General features: G+C 59.2%; 13 protein-coding genes and 4 pseudogenes. 5 read left to right on the forward strand and 12 right to left on the reverse strand.

Annotated features, from left to right (window positions below; all coding sequences use genetic code 11):
• The gene (locus tag Q2941_RS39205; RefSeq protein ID WP_027527336.1) at positions 1-513 is read right to left on the reverse strand and encodes a thiamine pyrophosphate-binding protein; all 513 of its coding nucleotides are present in this window, start codon (positions 511-513) and stop codon (positions 1-3) included.
• 121 nt (positions 514-634) lie between these two features.
• Here Q2941_RS39205 and Q2941_RS39210 point away from each other — a divergent pair.
• From Q2941_RS39210 to Q2941_RS39220, 3 genes and pseudogenes are all read left to right on the forward strand, one after another.
• A pseudogene (locus Q2941_RS39210) lies at positions 635-832 on the forward strand (transposase); the annotation flags it as partial.
• A gap of 1,989 nt (positions 833-2,821) precedes the next feature.
• A complete protein-coding gene (locus Q2941_RS39215) occupies positions 2,822-3,235 on the forward strand; it encodes a GNAT family N-acetyltransferase (RefSeq protein ID WP_198031920.1) in 414 nt (137 codons plus the stop codon).
• A 7-nt stretch (positions 3,236-3,242) separates the two neighbouring features.
• Positions 3,243-3,806: pseudogene (locus Q2941_RS39220) on the forward strand (transposase); the annotation flags it as partial.
• A 274-nt stretch (positions 3,807-4,080) separates the two neighbouring features.
• Here Q2941_RS39220 and Q2941_RS39225 read toward each other — a convergent pair.
• The 3 genes and pseudogenes from Q2941_RS39225 to Q2941_RS39235 form a co-directional block, all read right to left on the reverse strand.
• The gene (locus Q2941_RS39225; RefSeq protein ID WP_084801795.1) at positions 4,081-4,308 is read right to left on the reverse strand and encodes a hypothetical protein; all 228 of its coding nucleotides are present in this window, start codon (positions 4,306-4,308) and stop codon (positions 4,081-4,083) included.
• Positions 4,309-4,587: 279 nt separating this feature from the next.
• Positions 4,588-6,411 (reverse strand): MASE1 domain-containing protein, encoded by a 1,824-nt coding sequence (locus Q2941_RS39230; RefSeq protein ID WP_458195834.1) that lies wholly within the window; start codon positions 6,409-6,411, stop codon positions 4,588-4,590.
• 1,309 nt (positions 6,412-7,720) lie between these two features.
• Positions 7,721-7,888, reverse strand: a pseudogene (locus Q2941_RS39235) (recombinase family protein); the annotation flags it as partial.
• Positions 7,889-8,055: 167 nt separating this feature from the next.
• On the opposite strand from Q2941_RS39235, the gene Q2941_RS39240 reads away from it, so the two are divergent.
• Positions 8,056-8,748, forward strand: a complete 693-nt coding sequence (locus tag Q2941_RS39240; protein ID WP_458195835.1) for a nucleoside deaminase — start codon at positions 8,056-8,058, stop codon at positions 8,746-8,748.
• A gap of 154 nt (positions 8,749-8,902) precedes the next feature.
• On the opposite strand, the gene Q2941_RS39245 is transcribed toward Q2941_RS39240, so the two are convergent.
• The 7 genes and pseudogenes from Q2941_RS39245 to Q2941_RS39275 all read right to left on the reverse strand — a co-directional run bounded on the left by Q2941_RS39245 (position 8,903) and on the right by Q2941_RS39275 (position 16,121).
• The gene (locus tag Q2941_RS39245; RefSeq protein ID WP_458195836.1) at positions 8,903-9,655 is read right to left on the reverse strand and encodes a phosphorylase family protein; all 753 of its coding nucleotides are present in this window, start codon (positions 9,653-9,655) and stop codon (positions 8,903-8,905) included.
• Positions 9,656-10,056: 401 nt separating this feature from the next.
• Positions 10,057-10,380 (reverse strand): annotated as a pseudogene (locus Q2941_RS51950) (transposase); the annotation flags it as partial.
• A 596-nt stretch (positions 10,381-10,976) separates the two neighbouring features.
• Positions 10,977-12,059, reverse strand: a complete 1,083-nt coding sequence (locus tag Q2941_RS39255) for an ABC transporter ATP-binding protein (RefSeq protein WP_051390158.1) — start codon at positions 12,057-12,059, stop codon at positions 10,977-10,979.
• Between the two features lie 4 nt (positions 12,060-12,063).
• Positions 12,064-13,158 (reverse strand): carbohydrate ABC transporter permease, encoded by a 1,095-nt coding sequence (locus Q2941_RS39260; protein ID WP_245288251.1) that lies wholly within the window; start codon positions 13,156-13,158, stop codon positions 12,064-12,066.
• Between the two features lie 83 nt (positions 13,159-13,241).
• Positions 13,242-14,399: a carbohydrate ABC transporter permease gene (locus Q2941_RS39265; protein WP_254111372.1), complete on the reverse strand. Its 1,158-nt coding sequence runs from the start codon at positions 14,397-14,399 to the stop codon at positions 13,242-13,244.
• 9 nt (positions 14,400-14,408) lie between these two features.
• Complete coding sequence (locus tag Q2941_RS39270) at positions 14,409-15,884, reverse strand: ABC transporter substrate-binding protein (protein ID WP_027527343.1); 1,476 nt, start codon at positions 15,882-15,884, stop codon at positions 14,409-14,411.
• 96 nt (positions 15,885-15,980) lie between these two features.
• The gene (locus Q2941_RS39275) at positions 15,981-16,121 is read right to left on the reverse strand and encodes a hypothetical protein (RefSeq protein WP_458195837.1); all 141 of its coding nucleotides are present in this window, start codon (positions 16,119-16,121) and stop codon (positions 15,981-15,983) included.
• A gap of 32 nt (positions 16,122-16,153) precedes the next feature.
• On the opposite strand from Q2941_RS39275, the gene Q2941_RS39280 reads away from it, so the two are divergent.
• Positions 16,154-16,318, forward strand: coding sequence for an Lrp/AsnC ligand binding domain-containing protein (locus Q2941_RS39280; RefSeq protein ID WP_458195838.1), 165 nt, complete (start codon positions 16,154-16,156; stop codon positions 16,316-16,318).
• Here Q2941_RS39280 and Q2941_RS39285 read toward each other — a convergent pair.
• Positions 16,305-17,337: saccharopine dehydrogenase family protein (locus tag Q2941_RS39285; RefSeq protein ID WP_458195839.1), on the reverse strand; the 1,033-nt coding region annotated here is incomplete at its 5' end. The genes Q2941_RS39280 and Q2941_RS39285 overlap by 14 nt on opposite strands.

Genomic DNA, 17,337 nt, shown 5'->3' on the forward strand with positions numbered 1-17,337 from the left:
CTACTCTTCCCACATCAACTCGCGGGTCAGCAGCACGGCGACCGGCGACAGCGAAGCGTGTGCCAGCGTCTGCGCATCCTTGATGCGGCGTTGAGCGTCATCGGGGTTTGATAGGTGCCAGACGGGAATACCCAGGGTCCGCAACAGCGGCTCAGTCACCATGCCACCCTGTGTCTGCCAAGGATCGCGCTCGCCCATGTGACCGCGGTAGCTGATGAGCATCAGGAGCGGAATCTTGTAGAGCAGCGCCAGCGAGACGATCGGGTTGATGGCTGCGAGGAAACCGTGGTTCTGCATTAGCAGCGCGGAGCTGATACCTGCCAGATGTGCTCCGGCAGAGATGCCAATCGCCTCTTCTTCCTTGGCGACGCGTATCAGCGTGACTTCGGGGTCGTCGTCGGCCATGCGGATAAGGTGGACCAGCCAGGTTTCCGGCAGAGCGGAAATGATCCTCACGTCGCAGGCTTTGAGGGCCTCATAGATCACCTCGGAGTTGGCGAGTGAAACTGGCATACGCCACACCCTTCAATGCCGTCGCGCGCCCCATTGAGCAGATCGCAGCCTAACACACGCCGTTGCAAAGCAGCAACGTAGTGGGTGCTGTCGGCATCGTCTTTTGAAATGACGGACACGGAGCAACCCTGTTCGTGTGATCGACGCGTTTGTCGATGCGCTGGATTTGGCTGAGATGGGTTTTGAGGGGGCAGAGCCGGCGGCGACTGGCCGGCCATCGTACCACCCCTCGGTGCTCCCCAAGCTTTACATCTATGGCTACCTGAACCGAGTGCAGTCCAGCCGGCGGCTGGAACGGGAGCACGAGTATCTGCTCGAGGCCGTGCAGCAGCGCCTAGAAGCCCCGGAAGCCATGCGTCAGCGTCGGGAGACGGTCGAGCATCCGTTCGGCACGATGAGGGCCCGCATGGGAGCGTCGCACGTCCTCACCAAAACGCTCCCAAAAGTAGCGGCCGAGATGGCGATCATCGGGACCACGCCACTGATCGCTGCGATTGCGGTCTGAGACAGGCGCGCTTCCTGGCTTCCCGGGGCAGACGCCCCTTGAAGCCGTTTTGACACGGCCAAGACCCGAAGCCGACCTCCATAGGATCCGATCCGTTCGGTGCTCTCCATCGTCGTCGCCTCGGGCCCGGCTGAGACAAAGATATCCGGCCGAGCCAAGCCCGCTATGCATTTTCGGCAAAGAGACGCAATTCAAGGAAGCGCAATTGTTGGCGCTGGTAGCCTTACGCTGCGCGTCCACATTCAAATGGGGAACGTGGTCGGAAACGAGCATCGCCGATTGGCTTCCGGGAGTGCCAAAGCTGAACAGCGCAGCCTTCGTCTGAGTCTCTATGGACAGCTTTCACATAGCGATTAGAACTGGCCAGGCTGAGCAGGCGGAGCTGGATAATCTGATCGTAAATTGTTCGGGTTGTTACGATCGAACAAATCTTGCGGCACAACGAAGCCGGCCTTGCAGCTATAAACTGACGGCGGAATTTTCCGCACCTCCCGAACGACGAGACATGGGGACACTATTTCCGCCTTGGCCAAGCCGATCGTCTTCGGTAGCGGGACATGACGTGGAGGGGCTGCATGTGCCGACGCTAGGCCAGTCACAACTAATGCGGGAACGGTGATGGCGAGTACGCGCAAGTATTTGAAGAACATGGTACCCCTCTGGCATAGAATGTTGGTGGGCCTGAGAGAGTTGTGTGCCTAAAGAAACGCGAACTTATCGGGTCGCCGATAAGCCACACTATTTAGTACCGACTTCGCACTGCGCGCTATGCGGATTCGGCTGACGCCAGATGGCCGACGCAGCGTTCTACCTGCGTCGGGGCGGCGGCAGGCCTCGAAACGAAATTGATCGCAGCCTGCGCTTCACATGGCGTGATAACAACACTCATTCCACGATGTCGAAGCTCGCCGTCGAAGTGGCTGGAGATCAGGTTGCGCGGTTCACACCGACATAGAGCCCCGTCCAATTCTAGACACGGCTGCAGGAGCAAGGCGTAGCGTGTTTATGGTGCGCTCTCTTGGAGAGCCGCATGGCCGAATTCTGCATCGCCGCCTGATTGCTCGCTCAACGCACGCAGAGCAGGTGCCGAATGTGCATAGCGCGCAATCCGGCTCGGGCCCAGACTGCGGGTTCGTACCGGATATCGGCGGAGAGAAACATGAGGAAGAACGTTTGGCTCGGGTCACTGGCGGCGCTTGCCGTCACGATAATGCCGGGTTTGCCGGCGACGGCGCGCGACGCCGATCTCGCCTCTCATACTGTTGCGGCCGCTCCAACCGCTAAACAGCAATGCATAAGTACCTGTCGTGCCCGCTATCGCGACTGCCGTCATCTGAACCAGCTGCCATCGTTCGAGTGTCGGGGCGTTTACCAAGATTGCACCCGATACACTTGTACCGGCTTAGGACCAGGATGACCGACGTGCCTTGCCGGACGGCAGCGGCTCCTGGGGCGGACCAAGCCAGAGAGGCCGACGGCCAACGTCGATCGTTCGAGAGCCGGCTTTCGTCGGGAAGGTTGGACGAGTTGAGACAACCCACTTTCTGCGACCGAGATATGGTCTGCTAATCGGTGAGCGAGCGGATGAAGGACGAACATTCGCGGAGACTTAGGGCTGCTTCCGCGCCGCGACGCGCAAGGTTGGAGGATGCGCACCAACTCGCGCGGCTGTTGACGAGGGCATTTCTCAACGACCCCGTTATGGATTGGTTGGCTCGATCAGGGCCAGAACGGCCTTCGGTACTAGAGGCATTCTTCTTTTGGCACTTGTATACGCGCGCAATACCCGCCGGCGAAGTATGGATGAGCGATGACGGCGCGGCATGTGCAATATGGCTGCCGCCAGGGATACCTGCTTGGCCTCCTGGATTCTTTGAGCAGTTGAAGCTGTTGCCTCTATTCCTGAAGATGTGCGGATTGGGGGGGATAGTCCGAGGGGCTGCAATATCCGGCGAATTGGAAAGGGCGCATCCGCGCGAAATGCATTTCTATTTGAGTTTTATGGCTGTTGATCCCCCTTTTCAGGGGATGGGGCTGGGATCGGCGATTCTTGACGCGGCGCTCAGGAGGATCGACGAAACAGGCATGCCTGCTTATCTCGAAAACTCAAGTCCGAGAAATACGCCGCTCTATGAGCGCGGCGGCTTTGTGGCTCAGAAAAACATTCTACCCGAAAATGCACCGCCTCTGATTTCAATGTTGAGAAAAGCCAGATAGTCCTCGGTATCCGGGCCGGCTTCTCGGCGATAGCGGCTATGGCTCAGCCGAGATGCTCGGCTGGTTGGTCTATGAGTACGGCATCGAGCCACACGTCACGGTGTTAGACAAGTCGGCCCGCACAGACGGATCTTCTCGCGCGACGACTTCACCTATGATCATGCCGATGACGCCTACCGCTGTCGGGTGGCAAGTTTCTTACCACAACCGGAGCGCTGGTGAACGACGGCGCCACGATGCTTTATGTCGCCAGCAAGCGCGATTGCGATGGATGCGCATTGAAATCCCGCTGTTGCCCCAAGCAGCCGTCACGGAGAATACCGCGCTCAATCTATGAGGGCGCTCGCGACATGGCGCGGCAGATCGCAAAGTCGTGGGAAGGACGCACCTCGCGCCGGCTCCGCAAGAAGATCGAGATGCTGTTCGCGCACTCAAGCGTATTCGCAAGCTCGACCGTTTACGTTTACGAGGCCCAAACGGCGCGCGTGACGAGTTCACCCTCGCAGCCGCCGCTCAGAACCTTCGAAAGATGGCCAAGCTTATCCCGATGCCCACCCCGAGGCTCGCATAGGGACCGGTAGAGCAGTTCGGCACGTCGCGACGGAGCCACTATTACAACGAAATATTGCCGGCCAGTTGGGTCAAAATGCGAAGAACTCAGCGTGAGCAAAACTAGTCCGCTTCACCGCGCTGGACAGACCTTAACTAGACTGCCGCCGCGCCGCAGATGGGCGCCCAAAAATAGACAATCGGTTGATCATGACGGCCGAGCAGGATCGCAAACTGAAAGAGAGCCCCGCATGGCTGGCAAGTGGCCCACAGGCGTCCGCCGTGGAATTCGACGATCAGCCGCAGATGCGCACGCGGCGCACGCGCCAGCCATAACCGTCCCAGAAGCGCTGGGTACGCCAGTAGCAGGGGGGCATCGGATCTCCAACCGGAGCATCGACATAGCCCGACCAGTACGGATAGCCGCCGGGTCCGGGATAAGTGCGCGGACCAGCATAAGCGGGCGAGGCTGCGGAAACGGCCAATGTCGCGGCCGTAGCGAGCGCCAATAACGTCTTCCTCATGGTGATACCTTTCCAACGCAGCGAAGGCTCAAATGTGCACGTCCGGGCAATGTCCGCTGTGCCCCGATCGCGACCAAATCCCGCATCGCCGCGATTCCTCGGATCACTCGTCGGCCGACCGGCCGTGAAAACTCCGAATCGACCGGCGGTTCGCGAGTTTGTTGTACTCCGCAATCGCCCGCTACGCGGGCGACACGCGGGAAAATGCGAAGAGTGCTGGCAGGCGCTTCCCTACGGGCCTGATTGCCCTCAGAAGGCTTGGCTTGGGCAGGTGCAGACTTACTGCGCTGCGTCTCCTGCTGCACCATGCCCGACGGCAGCGACATTGACCATGGTTTGCGGAGCCTGGACGTCTCTGCTTGCTCCGGGGGCAAGCAGAGGAAGCGTCATACGAATGGTCGTACCTTTTCCTGGCGCAGAGACGAGCGTGATCTTGCCGCCAAGCTGATCCGTCACAAGGTTATGGACGATGTAAAGGCCGAGCCCGGTACAGCCCTGCGCCCGTCTAGTGGTGAAGAATGGATCAAAAACGTGACGCTGAACCTCCTCCGGAATACCGCCTCCATCATCCGAGAAAGTGATCTCAATCTGCTCCGGGCCGAGGCGACGCGCCTCGATCAGCATGCATCCGCCAAGCCCGTCAGCGAAGCCGTGAGTGACGGCATTGAAGATGAGGTTGGTCAGCACTTGCCCGTAGGCGCCCGGGTAACTGTCCAGGATAATGTCGGAGGGCAGGGCGAGCGAAAGCGAGTCCCGGTACTTCGGCAGGCCTGGCCGTATGCTCGCAACGATCTGCTCGGTCGCGAGCTTGAGGTCGAACAAACGCCGATCAGCATCGCTGCGATCGGTGGCGACTTGCTTGAACGATTGAATCAGCTCTCCCGCGCGCTGGAGATTCGCGACGAGCTGGTTTGCGGCGTCGCGACAACCGTCAGTGAATTCGGCCAGCCGCGAACGGCGCAGCGGCCCGGAAACAATCTGGTCCGCGAAGTGGGTGCAACGGCGGTCTAGCGTCGAGGCCACCGTCAGGCTGATGCCGATTGGGCTGTTGAGCTCATGTGCAACCCCCGCTACGAGACGGCCGAGTGCGGCCAGCTTTTCGGTCTCGATGAGATAGCGTTGCGCTTCGCTGGCATGCAGGGCAGCCTCGGCCACCTTCCTCTTATCCCGAATTTCGGCAAACAACGCAGCAACGACCGATGCGCCGATCGTCACAAGTAAGATGCTGATCTGTGCCGCCAGGACGCGCTCGTTCGTCGTGAGGTCGCGATTGCCGAAATAGCCAATGCCGAAGGTTGTCGTCCAAACGATGGAAAGGCTGATGATGAACGCGGCTGCCGCGGCAAAGGCCGGCCGGCAACGGGCGGCAAGCCACAGCAGTGGCGCAAATAGCACCGCGACCGGCCCGACATTCGCCAACAGCTCCGATCGGAGAAAGATGGCAAGTGCACTCGCCAGAGCCAGAGTTGCGACCGCCGCGATTCCTTCGACGAGTTCGCTCAGCGGAGGCCGGTCGCGCGCGGCTGAGGCAAGCTCTATCAGCAGCGGCGCAACCGTGATGATTCCCAACGCGTCCGATGCAAACCACTGATACCAGGTCGTCAGCATCGGCGCCGTCGCGCTGTGAAACAACTTGAAGACGATCGCCCCGCCGATCCCCGAGACTGCGGTTCCCGCAATTGCTGCCGCCAGCAGCCCCGCCACGTTGCGCACCTTGTCTAATCTGAAGTCCGGACCGAAGAAGCGCCCGATGAGCCATGCTGCGAGCGCGGCTTCCCCTGCATTGCACACGCCGAAGAGAACCGCGCCCCAGAAATTCCGGTCACCGAGGAGATTCGCGACGATGGTTGCAGTCATGGTACCGATCACGACAGGCCATCGCGTTCGCGGCCCAAGTGCGATAAGCACGCCGGCGGAGACACCTGCGGCAGGCCAGAAAACGGCAACACCCTCAGGTTTGGTGAGCATGGCAAGGCTGAGTCGCGCCGCTAGGAAATAGACGATGCCGACCAAGACTGCGAGCCCGACCGAGCCGGCCCACCGGCTCAGGTCGATTTCGGTCGACAGTTCGTGCTGAACCTGTGCCGATAGGTTCTGCCGCACCCCCGTCCTCCTTCCCCCGCCCGGTTCCGCTTGGCGTGGAACTCGCGTGCTCGCGCTGCCGGAAGCAAGGCAAGTGCGGCGGCGCTGACAGGCCGTCTGCTCTCAAGAACTGGTCCCAAGATTGACCAGGATCGGCTTTGCGCACCGCCTCCGAGCGAACGTGGGCATTGTGATGCCTGTATCGGTGGCGAATTTATGGAGCCTGGCTCAAAGATCGAAGGTGGAAGCGACATCGGGGTAGTTGACGCAACCACGCATTTTGCTTCGCACCATGCAGGCTACGGGACTGTCACCGTCATCGCCCGGCTTGACTGGTAGTCTACGACGATCCCGTACGTGCTATCGCGAACACGAGGGGCCGAAAAAGCGTCGGTTTGCCCCCGAGCCGGTGACTTCCGGTGTGTCTCCAACTTCGGACTGTCAATGCATCGCGCAAACTGCCGCGAAGGGCCGATTCCGTTGAAAACGGAGGCTGTTGCGACGCAGAGGGATCAGTGATCCAGTCTGTCTAGGTAACCGGACTGAAGATCATGATGGGACATCGGCAAGTCGAACAGGCTGCGTTGGCGTTACGTTCTTCGGACGCGGCGCTCTGATCCTCAATGAGGAGGGCGAATAAGCGCAGGTTCGGCTGCTATCGGGCCCGCTATGCACCGCCGACGGCTCGGGCGATGAAGAGGAGGCCCGCCTGTTCACGCTGAGGGCCCTTTCTGTTTTGGAGCAACTGCGATCCGAGCAAATTTCTTTAGCGCGGCGTCAATTGCCTTGAGCTGTTGACCGCGAGAAGGTCGTCCCCTCCGTAGCTTAGGTACCGATGGTTTGGACGCTCTGGCAACAAGCCACAGGTCGCTGCCGCAACCGACGCATTCGTAGAATCCTAGGTCGTAACCCTTTGCGACAGGAAAAGCGCCCTTGAGCACTCGGGGGTGGTTACAAATCAGGCATACGGCTTCGCTGCTCACAACAAAACATCCGGAAAAGCGATCTGGCTGCAATCAGCACGATGCTAGCCCGTGAGAACGGGCGGGCTACAATCTGAACAACATCCAGACCATCGCAGCTAACCAAGCGGCAAGCCAAACAACCGAGGCCAGGAACACATATCGCTTTAGGAGTCTGAAGCCGCGCCCTAGCGAACCGCGATCCTGTCGTGCGAGTGTGTTGATTATCGCAGCCGCTTTTTGTCGTACTTGCATAGCGCCGGGCGTTAGCGCATTGCGGCCAAACAAAGCTTGCTATCATGCGCCAAAAAATTGAGATTTTGAGCCAGCGTCGCGCCGAAGCTCAGCGCGTCTGAATGCGGAACATCCTTGGTGCGCCTGCTGATCATGCCCGCCTCCAACTCGGCAACGGCCACCATTTGCTGCAACAGGAAGCGGCCGGGCGCACCGTCGATCTGCGGCAGATCGGCAAAGCGCACGTCAACGCCAGCTTCGAGCAGCCGCGACAGGAAAGCGACCGAGCGCGTCAGCCTATCCGATGAACGTGGCCCCGTTAGCCGAAATCGCATAGTGCGGGAGGGGTTGCTTCGCCTAACTTCCCGTCTGGATTGAACAGATCGCCCTGGCCGCGAAACCATGACGCGCTGGGCCCAGGAACGCAGCAACCAAGAGGGACTGCTCGTCAACTCTGATGGAGCAGCTGATGCTCATGAGCAAGCCGGAAGCTCACCTTCAAGATTTGCAGATGATGGAGCGATGCCTTGAAGTCGCTCGACTTGGAGCGAAGAAAGGAGAGCTGCCGTTCGGCGCCCTGATTGTTTCTCGAGGACAGGTCATCGCCGAGGCCATCAATCGTGTTTCATCGGAGAGCGATGTGACGCGCCACGCGGAGCTCGTGGCACTTTCCGCGGCACAAAAGGTCCTCAAACGAAAGCGTCTGCAAGATTGCACCTTGTATTCGATCGTTGAACCTTGCCCGATGTGTTCGTTTTCTTCAAGGGAGGCGCGGATTGGTCGGGTGGTGTTCGCCCTCTCGTCTCCTGTGATGGGCGGATGTTCGAAATGGGACGTGCTGAAGGACGACGGTTTATCGAACAAGCTACCTGAGGTTTTTGGACCTCCGCCGGAGATCGTCTGCGGCCTGTTGGCAGCGCAGGCCGAGCAGGTCTGGAGCCAATGGAACCCGCTCGCTTGGCGCTTCATAAAACGTAGAGGCTGCTTTGGATCGGCGGCGGATTTTCCTGAGCGCCATGAGGCCGCGCCGCGGCCCATCCTTTCGTGGGCCGCCTTGACCGCCTTTTTGGCTGCGCCGGCCGTAGCGGTGAGCAAGGCCTTCCTGCGCTCACGTACGGGTTCGAAAGCTATGCCAAAGCTCGGCCCGCAGTCGGACTCGTGAGCGCGCTGCCGACGTAGCTGTTCGGAATCGCCATCGAAATAACGTTGATCGCACGGGGGCTCGGGCCAGCTATCCTTTTGGCAGCTCGGATTCGCACTTGTCTGGCCGGCGTCGCCGTGCGGGCAGCAGCACTGACGGCGGGATCGGACTCGTTCTATTGTTTGAAGTGCAGCAGTCGACGCGGTAAGCGGCCGTGAAGGTGCGGGAAACCGAGGTGAATTCCAAGCCGTTGTTTGGCCCTGCGCAATGCCTTCACTGCAATAACAGCGTCAACGGCTAATCGGCTAAGTCTAGGAAGTTGCCGTGGGTCGCTAACAACTGAACCTCCAATTTCGCGTAGTCTAGGCTTACCCGCGGGTCCGATCTTTATGAGCGCCGCTCTCGGAAGTATGCGATGGGCAGGGTTTAGAACAACGCGACAAGCGGCAAAGGGAATTCTGAATTCGGCAGCAATTCGGGCCACGATTTGCGACTCCATATCAGCTGCGACAGCCCCCGTGGTGGCATGGAAGTCCCGTCTCTCCTCAAAACTTGTCATCGGGGTAGCCACTCCAGCAATCGGAGAGTAGCCGGCGCCCGGGATCATCCGAAGGAGCTCCTGGGCCCAAGGGAGGTCACTTGGATAGGCTTCATCGTTCCCGGCAAACACCGACGAAGCGATGACAACCTTACCCGGTCGGAGCTTCGGATCCAGCCCGCCGCATACGCCAAAGCTTATAATCCCGCGCGCACCTTTTCGGATGGCGTCACGCAAATGAGACGCGGTCCGGTCACCATCAGCGATCATCGCTGCCATCCCCGCTATTCTGGCCTCAATTGCCAGTCCAACGACGGCGATCACAGCCTTCGCGTTGGGGGCGCCAGTCTGATCCTCCTCTCCCTCATTTACGGTCACAAGCAGGGTCATCGCAGGCCTTCTAAAACGAAAGTGTCTCTAGATTTAGCTTGCGATCCCAAGCAAGGTAACTTGCGGGCTGTGCGCTTGTGCGAAATCTATGTAGGTGTGCTTTCGCAGCCACTAATCGTGGATGAGGCAAACAGCGCGGCCCCCTCGGTGATTTTCAGGCAAGCGCCGCTCGCGTGTCGCCACAGCCAGCCGAGAGCGACGGCGCGCTCGATGCTGGTGCGGAATTGCTCACCACTGCGGCCAGCCGTCAGAAATGGCTCATTGACGCGTTCGGCGAAGATACGGCCATCCTCCACCGCTTGCCGTTCGCGATCCTGCGCGCGGCGGTATCGAGATCGGCGAAGGGCTGCCACTCGACGAATTTCATGCTGCCATCGTGACCTCGAGTGCGCTTTGCTCCTTGGGGTGGGCATCGGGATAAGCTTGGCCATCTTTCGAAGGTTCTGAGCGGTGGCTCCGAGGGGTGAACTCGTCACGCGCGCCGTTTGGGCCTCGTAAACGTAAACGGTCGAGCTTGCGAATACGCTTGAGTGCGCGAACAGCATCTCGATCTTCTTGCGGAGCCGGCGCGAGGTGCGTCCTTCCCACGACTTTGCGATCTGCCGCGCCATGTCGCGAGCGCCCTCATAGATTGAGCGCGGTATTCTCCGTGACGGCTGCTTGGGGCAACAGCGGGACTTCAATGCGCATCGATGGCAATCGCGCTTGCTGGCGACATAAAGCATCGTGGCGCCGTCGTTCAGGCCGGGATATTCGCGGGCGTAAATGATGCGGCCACCGTTGGACAGCAAATAGGCGGCGGGATCGGCGCCACTAACCCAAAAGGATTACTTACCTATTTTCTCCTGCGCCGGTGGCGGCTGCGCGTAGGCTACAGTTCTGAGGGGACCCTGCGATGCTGGACAAGACCACCGACGGACCGGCGACGACATCTGTCAAACTCGGATGGACCGGCGTAGTCCGCTTCATCCACATCACTTCGCGCGTGCGTGGAGTTTAATGATCTTTGTTGCCTTTCTGGGAGCTAGATCGTGCTGTGAGGATGGCGCGTGCGAATGTTGTGACTGCGGAGGCAACGCCGCTGGCCGAGCGTTCAAGGTTCGACGATGTCCACCAGCTCTGACAAGACGATCCCACAAGCTCCGGTCTGTGAGACGTGCGGGCGGTTGATGATGTTGTTGGCCGTACTGCCAAGGATAGGCAACAGGCCGTGCGTGCGTGTGGACAAGTGCCTTCCGTGCGGAAGAATACAGGCCGTCTACGAGAACCAAGTCTGACTTGAATGCCGTCCCGATGGCAACGTGCATGGAGTGATGTCGCTTCAGCGCACACGTAGGCCACTTTCAGCATCAAAAACGAATGTGCGTGACGGCGTCAGCGAGACACCGATGCGCTCGCCTTGCCTGCCGGCAAACTGCTTAGGGGCCTTCACGGCGATGAAGTCATTTTCGTCTTTGACCGTCACAAGCGTGTGGTCGCCGATCAGCTCGTTGGCGTAAATTTCGCCCTTCAGATCCCCCTTGTCATGCTCAACGATCGTGCAGTCTTCAGGCCGCACGCCGAGGACGGCCTTGGCGATCCTGCCTGACACCGGTGACATCAGCCGGGCTCCGTGGCCCATGAAGGCCCTACCGTCCAGAGCCCCATGGATGATGTTCATGGGCGGTGAGCCGATGAATTGGGCGACGAACAGATTGGCAGGATCGTTGTACGTGTTCACCGGCGTATCGAGCTGCTGCAGAACTCCCTTTTCCAGAATCGCGACCCGGTGGGCCAGGGTCATGGCTTCAATCTGGTCGTGAGTGACATAGATTGTCGTGATGCCTAGCGACTGCTGCATGTGTTTCAGTTCGGCGCGCATGTGACCACGAAGCTTGGCATCGAGATTTGAAAGCGGCTCATCCATGAGAAACACCGACGGGCGGCGGATGATGGCCCGAGCCAGCGCAACCCGCTGACGCTGGCCTCCGGATAGCTCTCGGGGGTAGCGGTCGAGTAGGGTCTGGAGTTGAACCTGGGCGGCAGCCTCCTTGATCGCGGCGGTACGCTCAGCTTCGGGAACGCGGCGAACCTTGAGCGGAAAGCCGATGTTCTCGGCCACGGTCTTGTGCGGGTAGAGCGCGTAGGACTGAAACACCATCGAGATGTCGCGGTATTTCGGCAAGATGTCGGTAACATCGCGGTCGCCGATCAGCACGCGGCCGGCGGTGGCCGTCTCGAGGCCGGAGAGAATGCGGAGCGCGGTGGTCTTTCCTGAGCCGGAAGCGCCGAGCAGCACCAGGAATTCTCCCGGCGCGATGTTTAGATTGAATTCCTCGAGTACCTTCACGGTACCGAAATATTTCCGCACTTTGTCGAAACGGACCGGGACCTGGCGAGCGGCGCCTGAAATCGTCTTGTTCATCCGCTCATCCCTTGACCGCGCCAAGCAAGACGCCTTTGGCGATATATCGCTGCAACACGACAGCCATGATGATCACCGGAAGGATCATGATCATGATAATGGCGCACATCTCCCACCAAAGAATGCCCCGCTCGCCGGTGTTCTTGGCGGCAACCATGATCGGCATGGTCTGGGCTCGAGCGGTCGTGAGGAAGATCGCAAAGAGATACTCGTTCCAATTGAGAATAAGCGTCAGCAGGGTGGTTGCAGCGAGCCCTGGACGGGTCAAGGGCAACACGATGTCCCAAAATATTTCGAAGCGTGATGAGCCATCGAGTTGTGCCGATTCCTCCAGTTCAACGGGAAGATTCGCGAAAAAATCATGCATGAGCCAAACGACGATTGGCAAATTCGCTACCGCATAGACGATGATAAGCGCGAAGTGCGTGTCGATCATGCGGACCGACTGAAACATCATGTAGACCGGAATAATGACTACGATCGGTGGCAATATGCGTTGAGATACGATCCAGAACAGAATGTCGTTATTTCCGAGCGCGGACTTGAAACGCCGCCCTAAAGTGCGGGCAAGAAGAAAAAAAAGGGCGAGGGCAATGGAGCCTGAAATCGTCCAATGAACATCGAAGTAATTGGAAGCGACGATGGCCGAGAGGGCCAGCAGCACAAACACCACGATGTTCCCGAACTTCGGCTTGTAGCTAATGCGCGCCAGTGCGTAGGCAGCCATGGATCCGACCGCAATGCAAAGCGCGGTGGCGCCGAAACTGATCACAAAGGAATTCGTATAGGCAAGGTAGACCTTGCAGATCTGCGGCTCCATTTTTTCGATCTTGACCAACGGCGAAAGAATGAAGGCGAACAGATTGTAGACCAGCAGGAAAAGCTGGCGGCCGACGGAATAGGCATCGCAATAGGGGTCTGTTGCGAATTGCGCAATCCAGCCCTTTAGCGTCGGCTGGAAATCGACAAAAGGGATAAAGAACGGTCCGTTGTTGACGGTCCCGGCATCCTTGAAGGCCGTAATGACCACCCAATAGATCGGAAAGAGCACGAACAGCGACCAAAACAACAGGATAGCGGAGGCCACAAGGTTGGCCATAAGGGACATCTTGCCCACGGCAGGCGGTTCGAACAATCGCTGTCTGAAGGACCGGTCCCTGGAAATCTTGGAAGTCACCCCGCTCATGCCCGCGCCTTGCGTAACCGTTTGAGGACCACATAGTTGAAGAACGAGGAGCACACGACGACGGTCAATATCAGGAGAAGATATGCCACGGCAGCAGAATCACCCATGTCATTGGCGCGCCAAAGAAACAGAGAATGCAGTGTCATTGACTCGGTTGCTATCCCGGGCCCTCCGGCTGTCATGATATTTGGCAGATCCACGATTTTGAACGCCTCGATCATACGAATGAGCATGACGGTTGCTGCGACTGGAAGAATTTGCGGCCAGGTGATTTCGCGGAAGATCTGGAAACTGGAGGCGCCATCGACCTGAGCGGCCTCGACATGATCCTTGGGCACGTTCTCCAGAGCGGCAAGCAAAACGATGAAGATGAAGGGGATCCATTGCCAGGAGTCCCCCAGGATAACGAACCAGCGAGCGGCCCAGGCATCGGTTGACCATGCCCAATTCCCGAGACCGACCAATTGCCAGAAGGGCTGGAACGGACCTTTGGTCACATCGAGAATCATCTTGAAGGCATAGCCGACACCGAGCGGAGTAATCATGAGGGGGATGAAAAACAGTACCCGAAAGAAATTCTTGCCGATAACGGGCTGCGAGCACAGGAAGGCCAACATCAGGCCGATCACGAATTGGATGGAGCAGCCGGCGACAACATAGAACAGGGTATTGAGCAGCGTGCCCCACTGGTTACCGGAAAGCAGGGTGGCGGCGAATAGAAGCGCAATGAACATGGCCATGGCAGCGCTGATCAACCGCCCGGCCAAGCCGATCCAGGTGGTTCCCTTGACGACGGCGCGATAGAGCCACCACAGCAGAGCGCCAGCAGTCACGAGGCTGAATACCCAGCCGGCGATGCTCATGCTCGTGAAGCGGCCAAGGAAGTGAACCTGCTGGTTGCCGATAAATTGGGCCGCGAAGTTCTCAAACCAAACCGTCCGGAATTTGAGACCGGTGGCCGTGAACCTTACATGACTGATCGCAAAGACGATCGTGTAGAAGGTTGGGAAAATCGCAAAGAGCAGGACAAGCGTAACAGCCGGAGCAATGAAAAACGTTCTCGAATGGCGGTCCAACCACTCGCCCCAGCTTTCACCCCGAGAAAATCCAGCCGGAGAAATCCCCGGCTGGCTCGTAGTGGTCCCATCAGACATTAGGCTCGCTCACTTTGCAGGTCCGACAGCGAGTGCCATCTGCTTGATCTGCTCGTCGCGGCCGAAGTCTTTGGTGATCTTTTCCCAACCGGCCTCAATGTTTTTCAAGGCCTCGTCCACGGTGATCTCGCCAGCCATATAGCGCGCCAGCTCGGTGTCGAGCACGACGGCGGTGTACTGCTGCGCACCGGGGATCTTGAGGTCTGAAGACATGTTGGGGTTGTTGAGGGCATCGTTGATGGCGCCCATGTAGTTTTTGGCAAGGCCCTCATCCATGCCGGATTTCACCCAAAGATCCGTGCTCTTGAGCTGGCTGAGGCGGTATGGGTTGAAGCCTGTCCAGCCCATGGTCACGTCGACGTTGGATTGCTCTTTCTGACTTATGAACGACAAGAAGTCGTAGGCCGCCTGCTTAACCTTGGGGTCCGACTTGGCGTTGACGGCGCCGCCCCAGCCGCCAAAGGCGGAGAACGGAGCATAGTTGATGCCGTCGATCGCATTCGGTGCAGACTCTTTGCTGACAGGAACAAGCTTGCCGGTGTTGCGGTCCAAAACTTCCTTCGAACCCACATTGGTGGCGTAGAGCTTGTTCTTGATCACCTTTGCGTCGTCTTCGAGCTGGAGCGGGCCCGGATCGCCCCATTCGATCAGGAGGCCGCATCGGCCCGACTTGAACAAGGAACGGGTGTCGCCGATGTCCATATTTAGTTCTTCAGGCGGTCCGTATTTGCTTGTCTCTTTGTAGAGTTCAAAGGCCTTCTTCCAGCCGGCATTGTTGACAAGGGGCTTCATTGTGGCGTTTTCGAACTGAAAGCCCTGGGCTGTACCCTGAGTCTGAACGAACGTCGAAGCGATCGTCTGTACGGCGAAATAGCTCTGCGCGTTCCGCTTCTTGAAGATGCAGGAGCCATAGCCTGGCTTGCCGTCGCCGCTCATATCCTGGCCGTTGATTGCCTTGGCAATGGCGAGATAGTCGTCCCAGGTCTTGGGCGGCTGCAGATTGTTTTTTTCCAGGATGTCCTTCCGGTAATAGACCATCTGGAAGTCGCCATCGACCTGAATCACCATCGTATGCCCGCCGATCTTCTGGGCAAATTCGCGGAAATAGGGCGCGATGTCCTGGAGGTCGATCTTCTTGTCCTTCTCTATGTAGGGATCGAGGTTTTCGAGCAGCCCAGCCGCCGCGAGCTCGACGCCCCAGCCGGCGGCGAAGACGGCAACATCAATGGAATTCGTTCCCGTGGACCAGTCTTGCTGAACCTTCGGGAAGATCTCAGCATACGGCACTTCATTTACGATGATCTTGGCGCCCGTCAGCTTCTCGAATTCCTTGCCGCGCTGGGACACTGCGCCGGCGATGACGGGTCCCGGGCGCGTCAGGATGTTGATCGTAATGCCGTCATACTGGCCGGCACCGGCGATGCCCGACCACCCGCACAAGGCGACAGCCGACGCGGCAGTTGCCGCAAGCTTTCGAATGTCCATAGGTCCCTCCCGTGTACATTTGATTGAAGTGCCGAGCCTAAGCCCACGCAATTCGTAGCCTACAGCATTTCGCTGTCCGGAAAAGCCTGTGCATTCTTAATACGGTGATTGGCGCGCCATCCTGCCGGCCTGGAGCTGGTGTGCAAGCGCAGCAAGACCGAGTGCAGACATGGTCATCAGCACCGCGGCCGCCGAGAAATGGTCCTCGACCTCGCAGCCAACCTGGGCCCCCTTCATCGGCAACTGGCCAACCAATCGCCATTGAGGAAGTGCTGGCACGTTTCGGACAACTGCTTGCCGATTTTCCCGAAGTCATCGAAGCCTATCTCACCACCGGCGATTGCGATTACCTCGTGAAGGTGGCGGTCGAAGTCACCGCGGGCTACGAGCGCTTCCTGCGTGAAAAGCTCTATGGCATTCTCAACGCGCGCTGAAGGTGAGGCCGGCGCGCTCCTCCAGACGCTTGCACAACGCCGGCCCCATCAGCGCGCCCGGTGTCCAGATGCCGCCCTCGCCTTGCACGTCGCGCACGAGGCAGAGAGCGCTCTCGGCGATCATCTTGCTGGTCGAGCCGTAGCCCGGATCGCGGTCGCCCGTGACTACCGCCTCGACGTGTCTGCCATCCGGGAGCTCCCCCAGGAAGAGGATGTCGTAGAAGCCCCTCTCGCGCTCTTGCCGAGTCGGGCCGGCGCCGGGTTTGAGACCGCCGGTCCGGAGCAAGGAAACCAGCGTGGCAAACGTCTCCGTCGTCACGCTTGCGATTTCCCCAAATCCCGGCGCGACCATCATCTCATCGTAAACGAAGTCGGTGCCGTAGGGATGATCCAAAAGGAAATTTGTGCGGTGCACGTTCTTGGTGTTGATCGGCGCCATGGGGAACGGCACGAGCCACACCTTAGTGCTGGGGTCGTATTCGGGGATGAGGCCCGACGGTTGAGACGGCCCGGTAAACCCCGGCGTCAACGCGAAGGGATCGCTCAACAGCCGGATCAGGGTCGGGTCGCGTGCCGCGGAGGCGAATGTCGCTTGAGCACTTGCCGCGGTGCCGCCAGACATGCCGCCTCTCACCTTGCGCAAGCGGGCCTTGACCCGCCGCGCAGGGCGCCCGAATTTCTCGCGCGCCTTCTCCTGCAACGTGAGCACGCCGAGATCGAACGGGATGGAATCGAAGCCGCAGGAGAAGACGATGCGCGCGCCGGTTCGTTTCGCCTCTTCGTGATGGGCGTCGATCATGCGCCGCATCCAAACCGGCTCGCCGCACAAATCAACATAGGCTGTTCCCGCGGCAGCGCAGGCCGCCACGAGCTCGGGGCCGTGGAGCTGATAAGGCCCGACCGTCGTGATGATTACGGTCGCACGCTCGCACATCGAACGCAGGCTGGCCGGCTCGGCGGCATCCGCCGTGACCAACGGCAAATCGTCCGGTGCGCCGATATCGGCACGCACCTTCTGG

This window comes from Bradyrhizobium sp. UFLA05-153, from assembly GCF_054185185.1.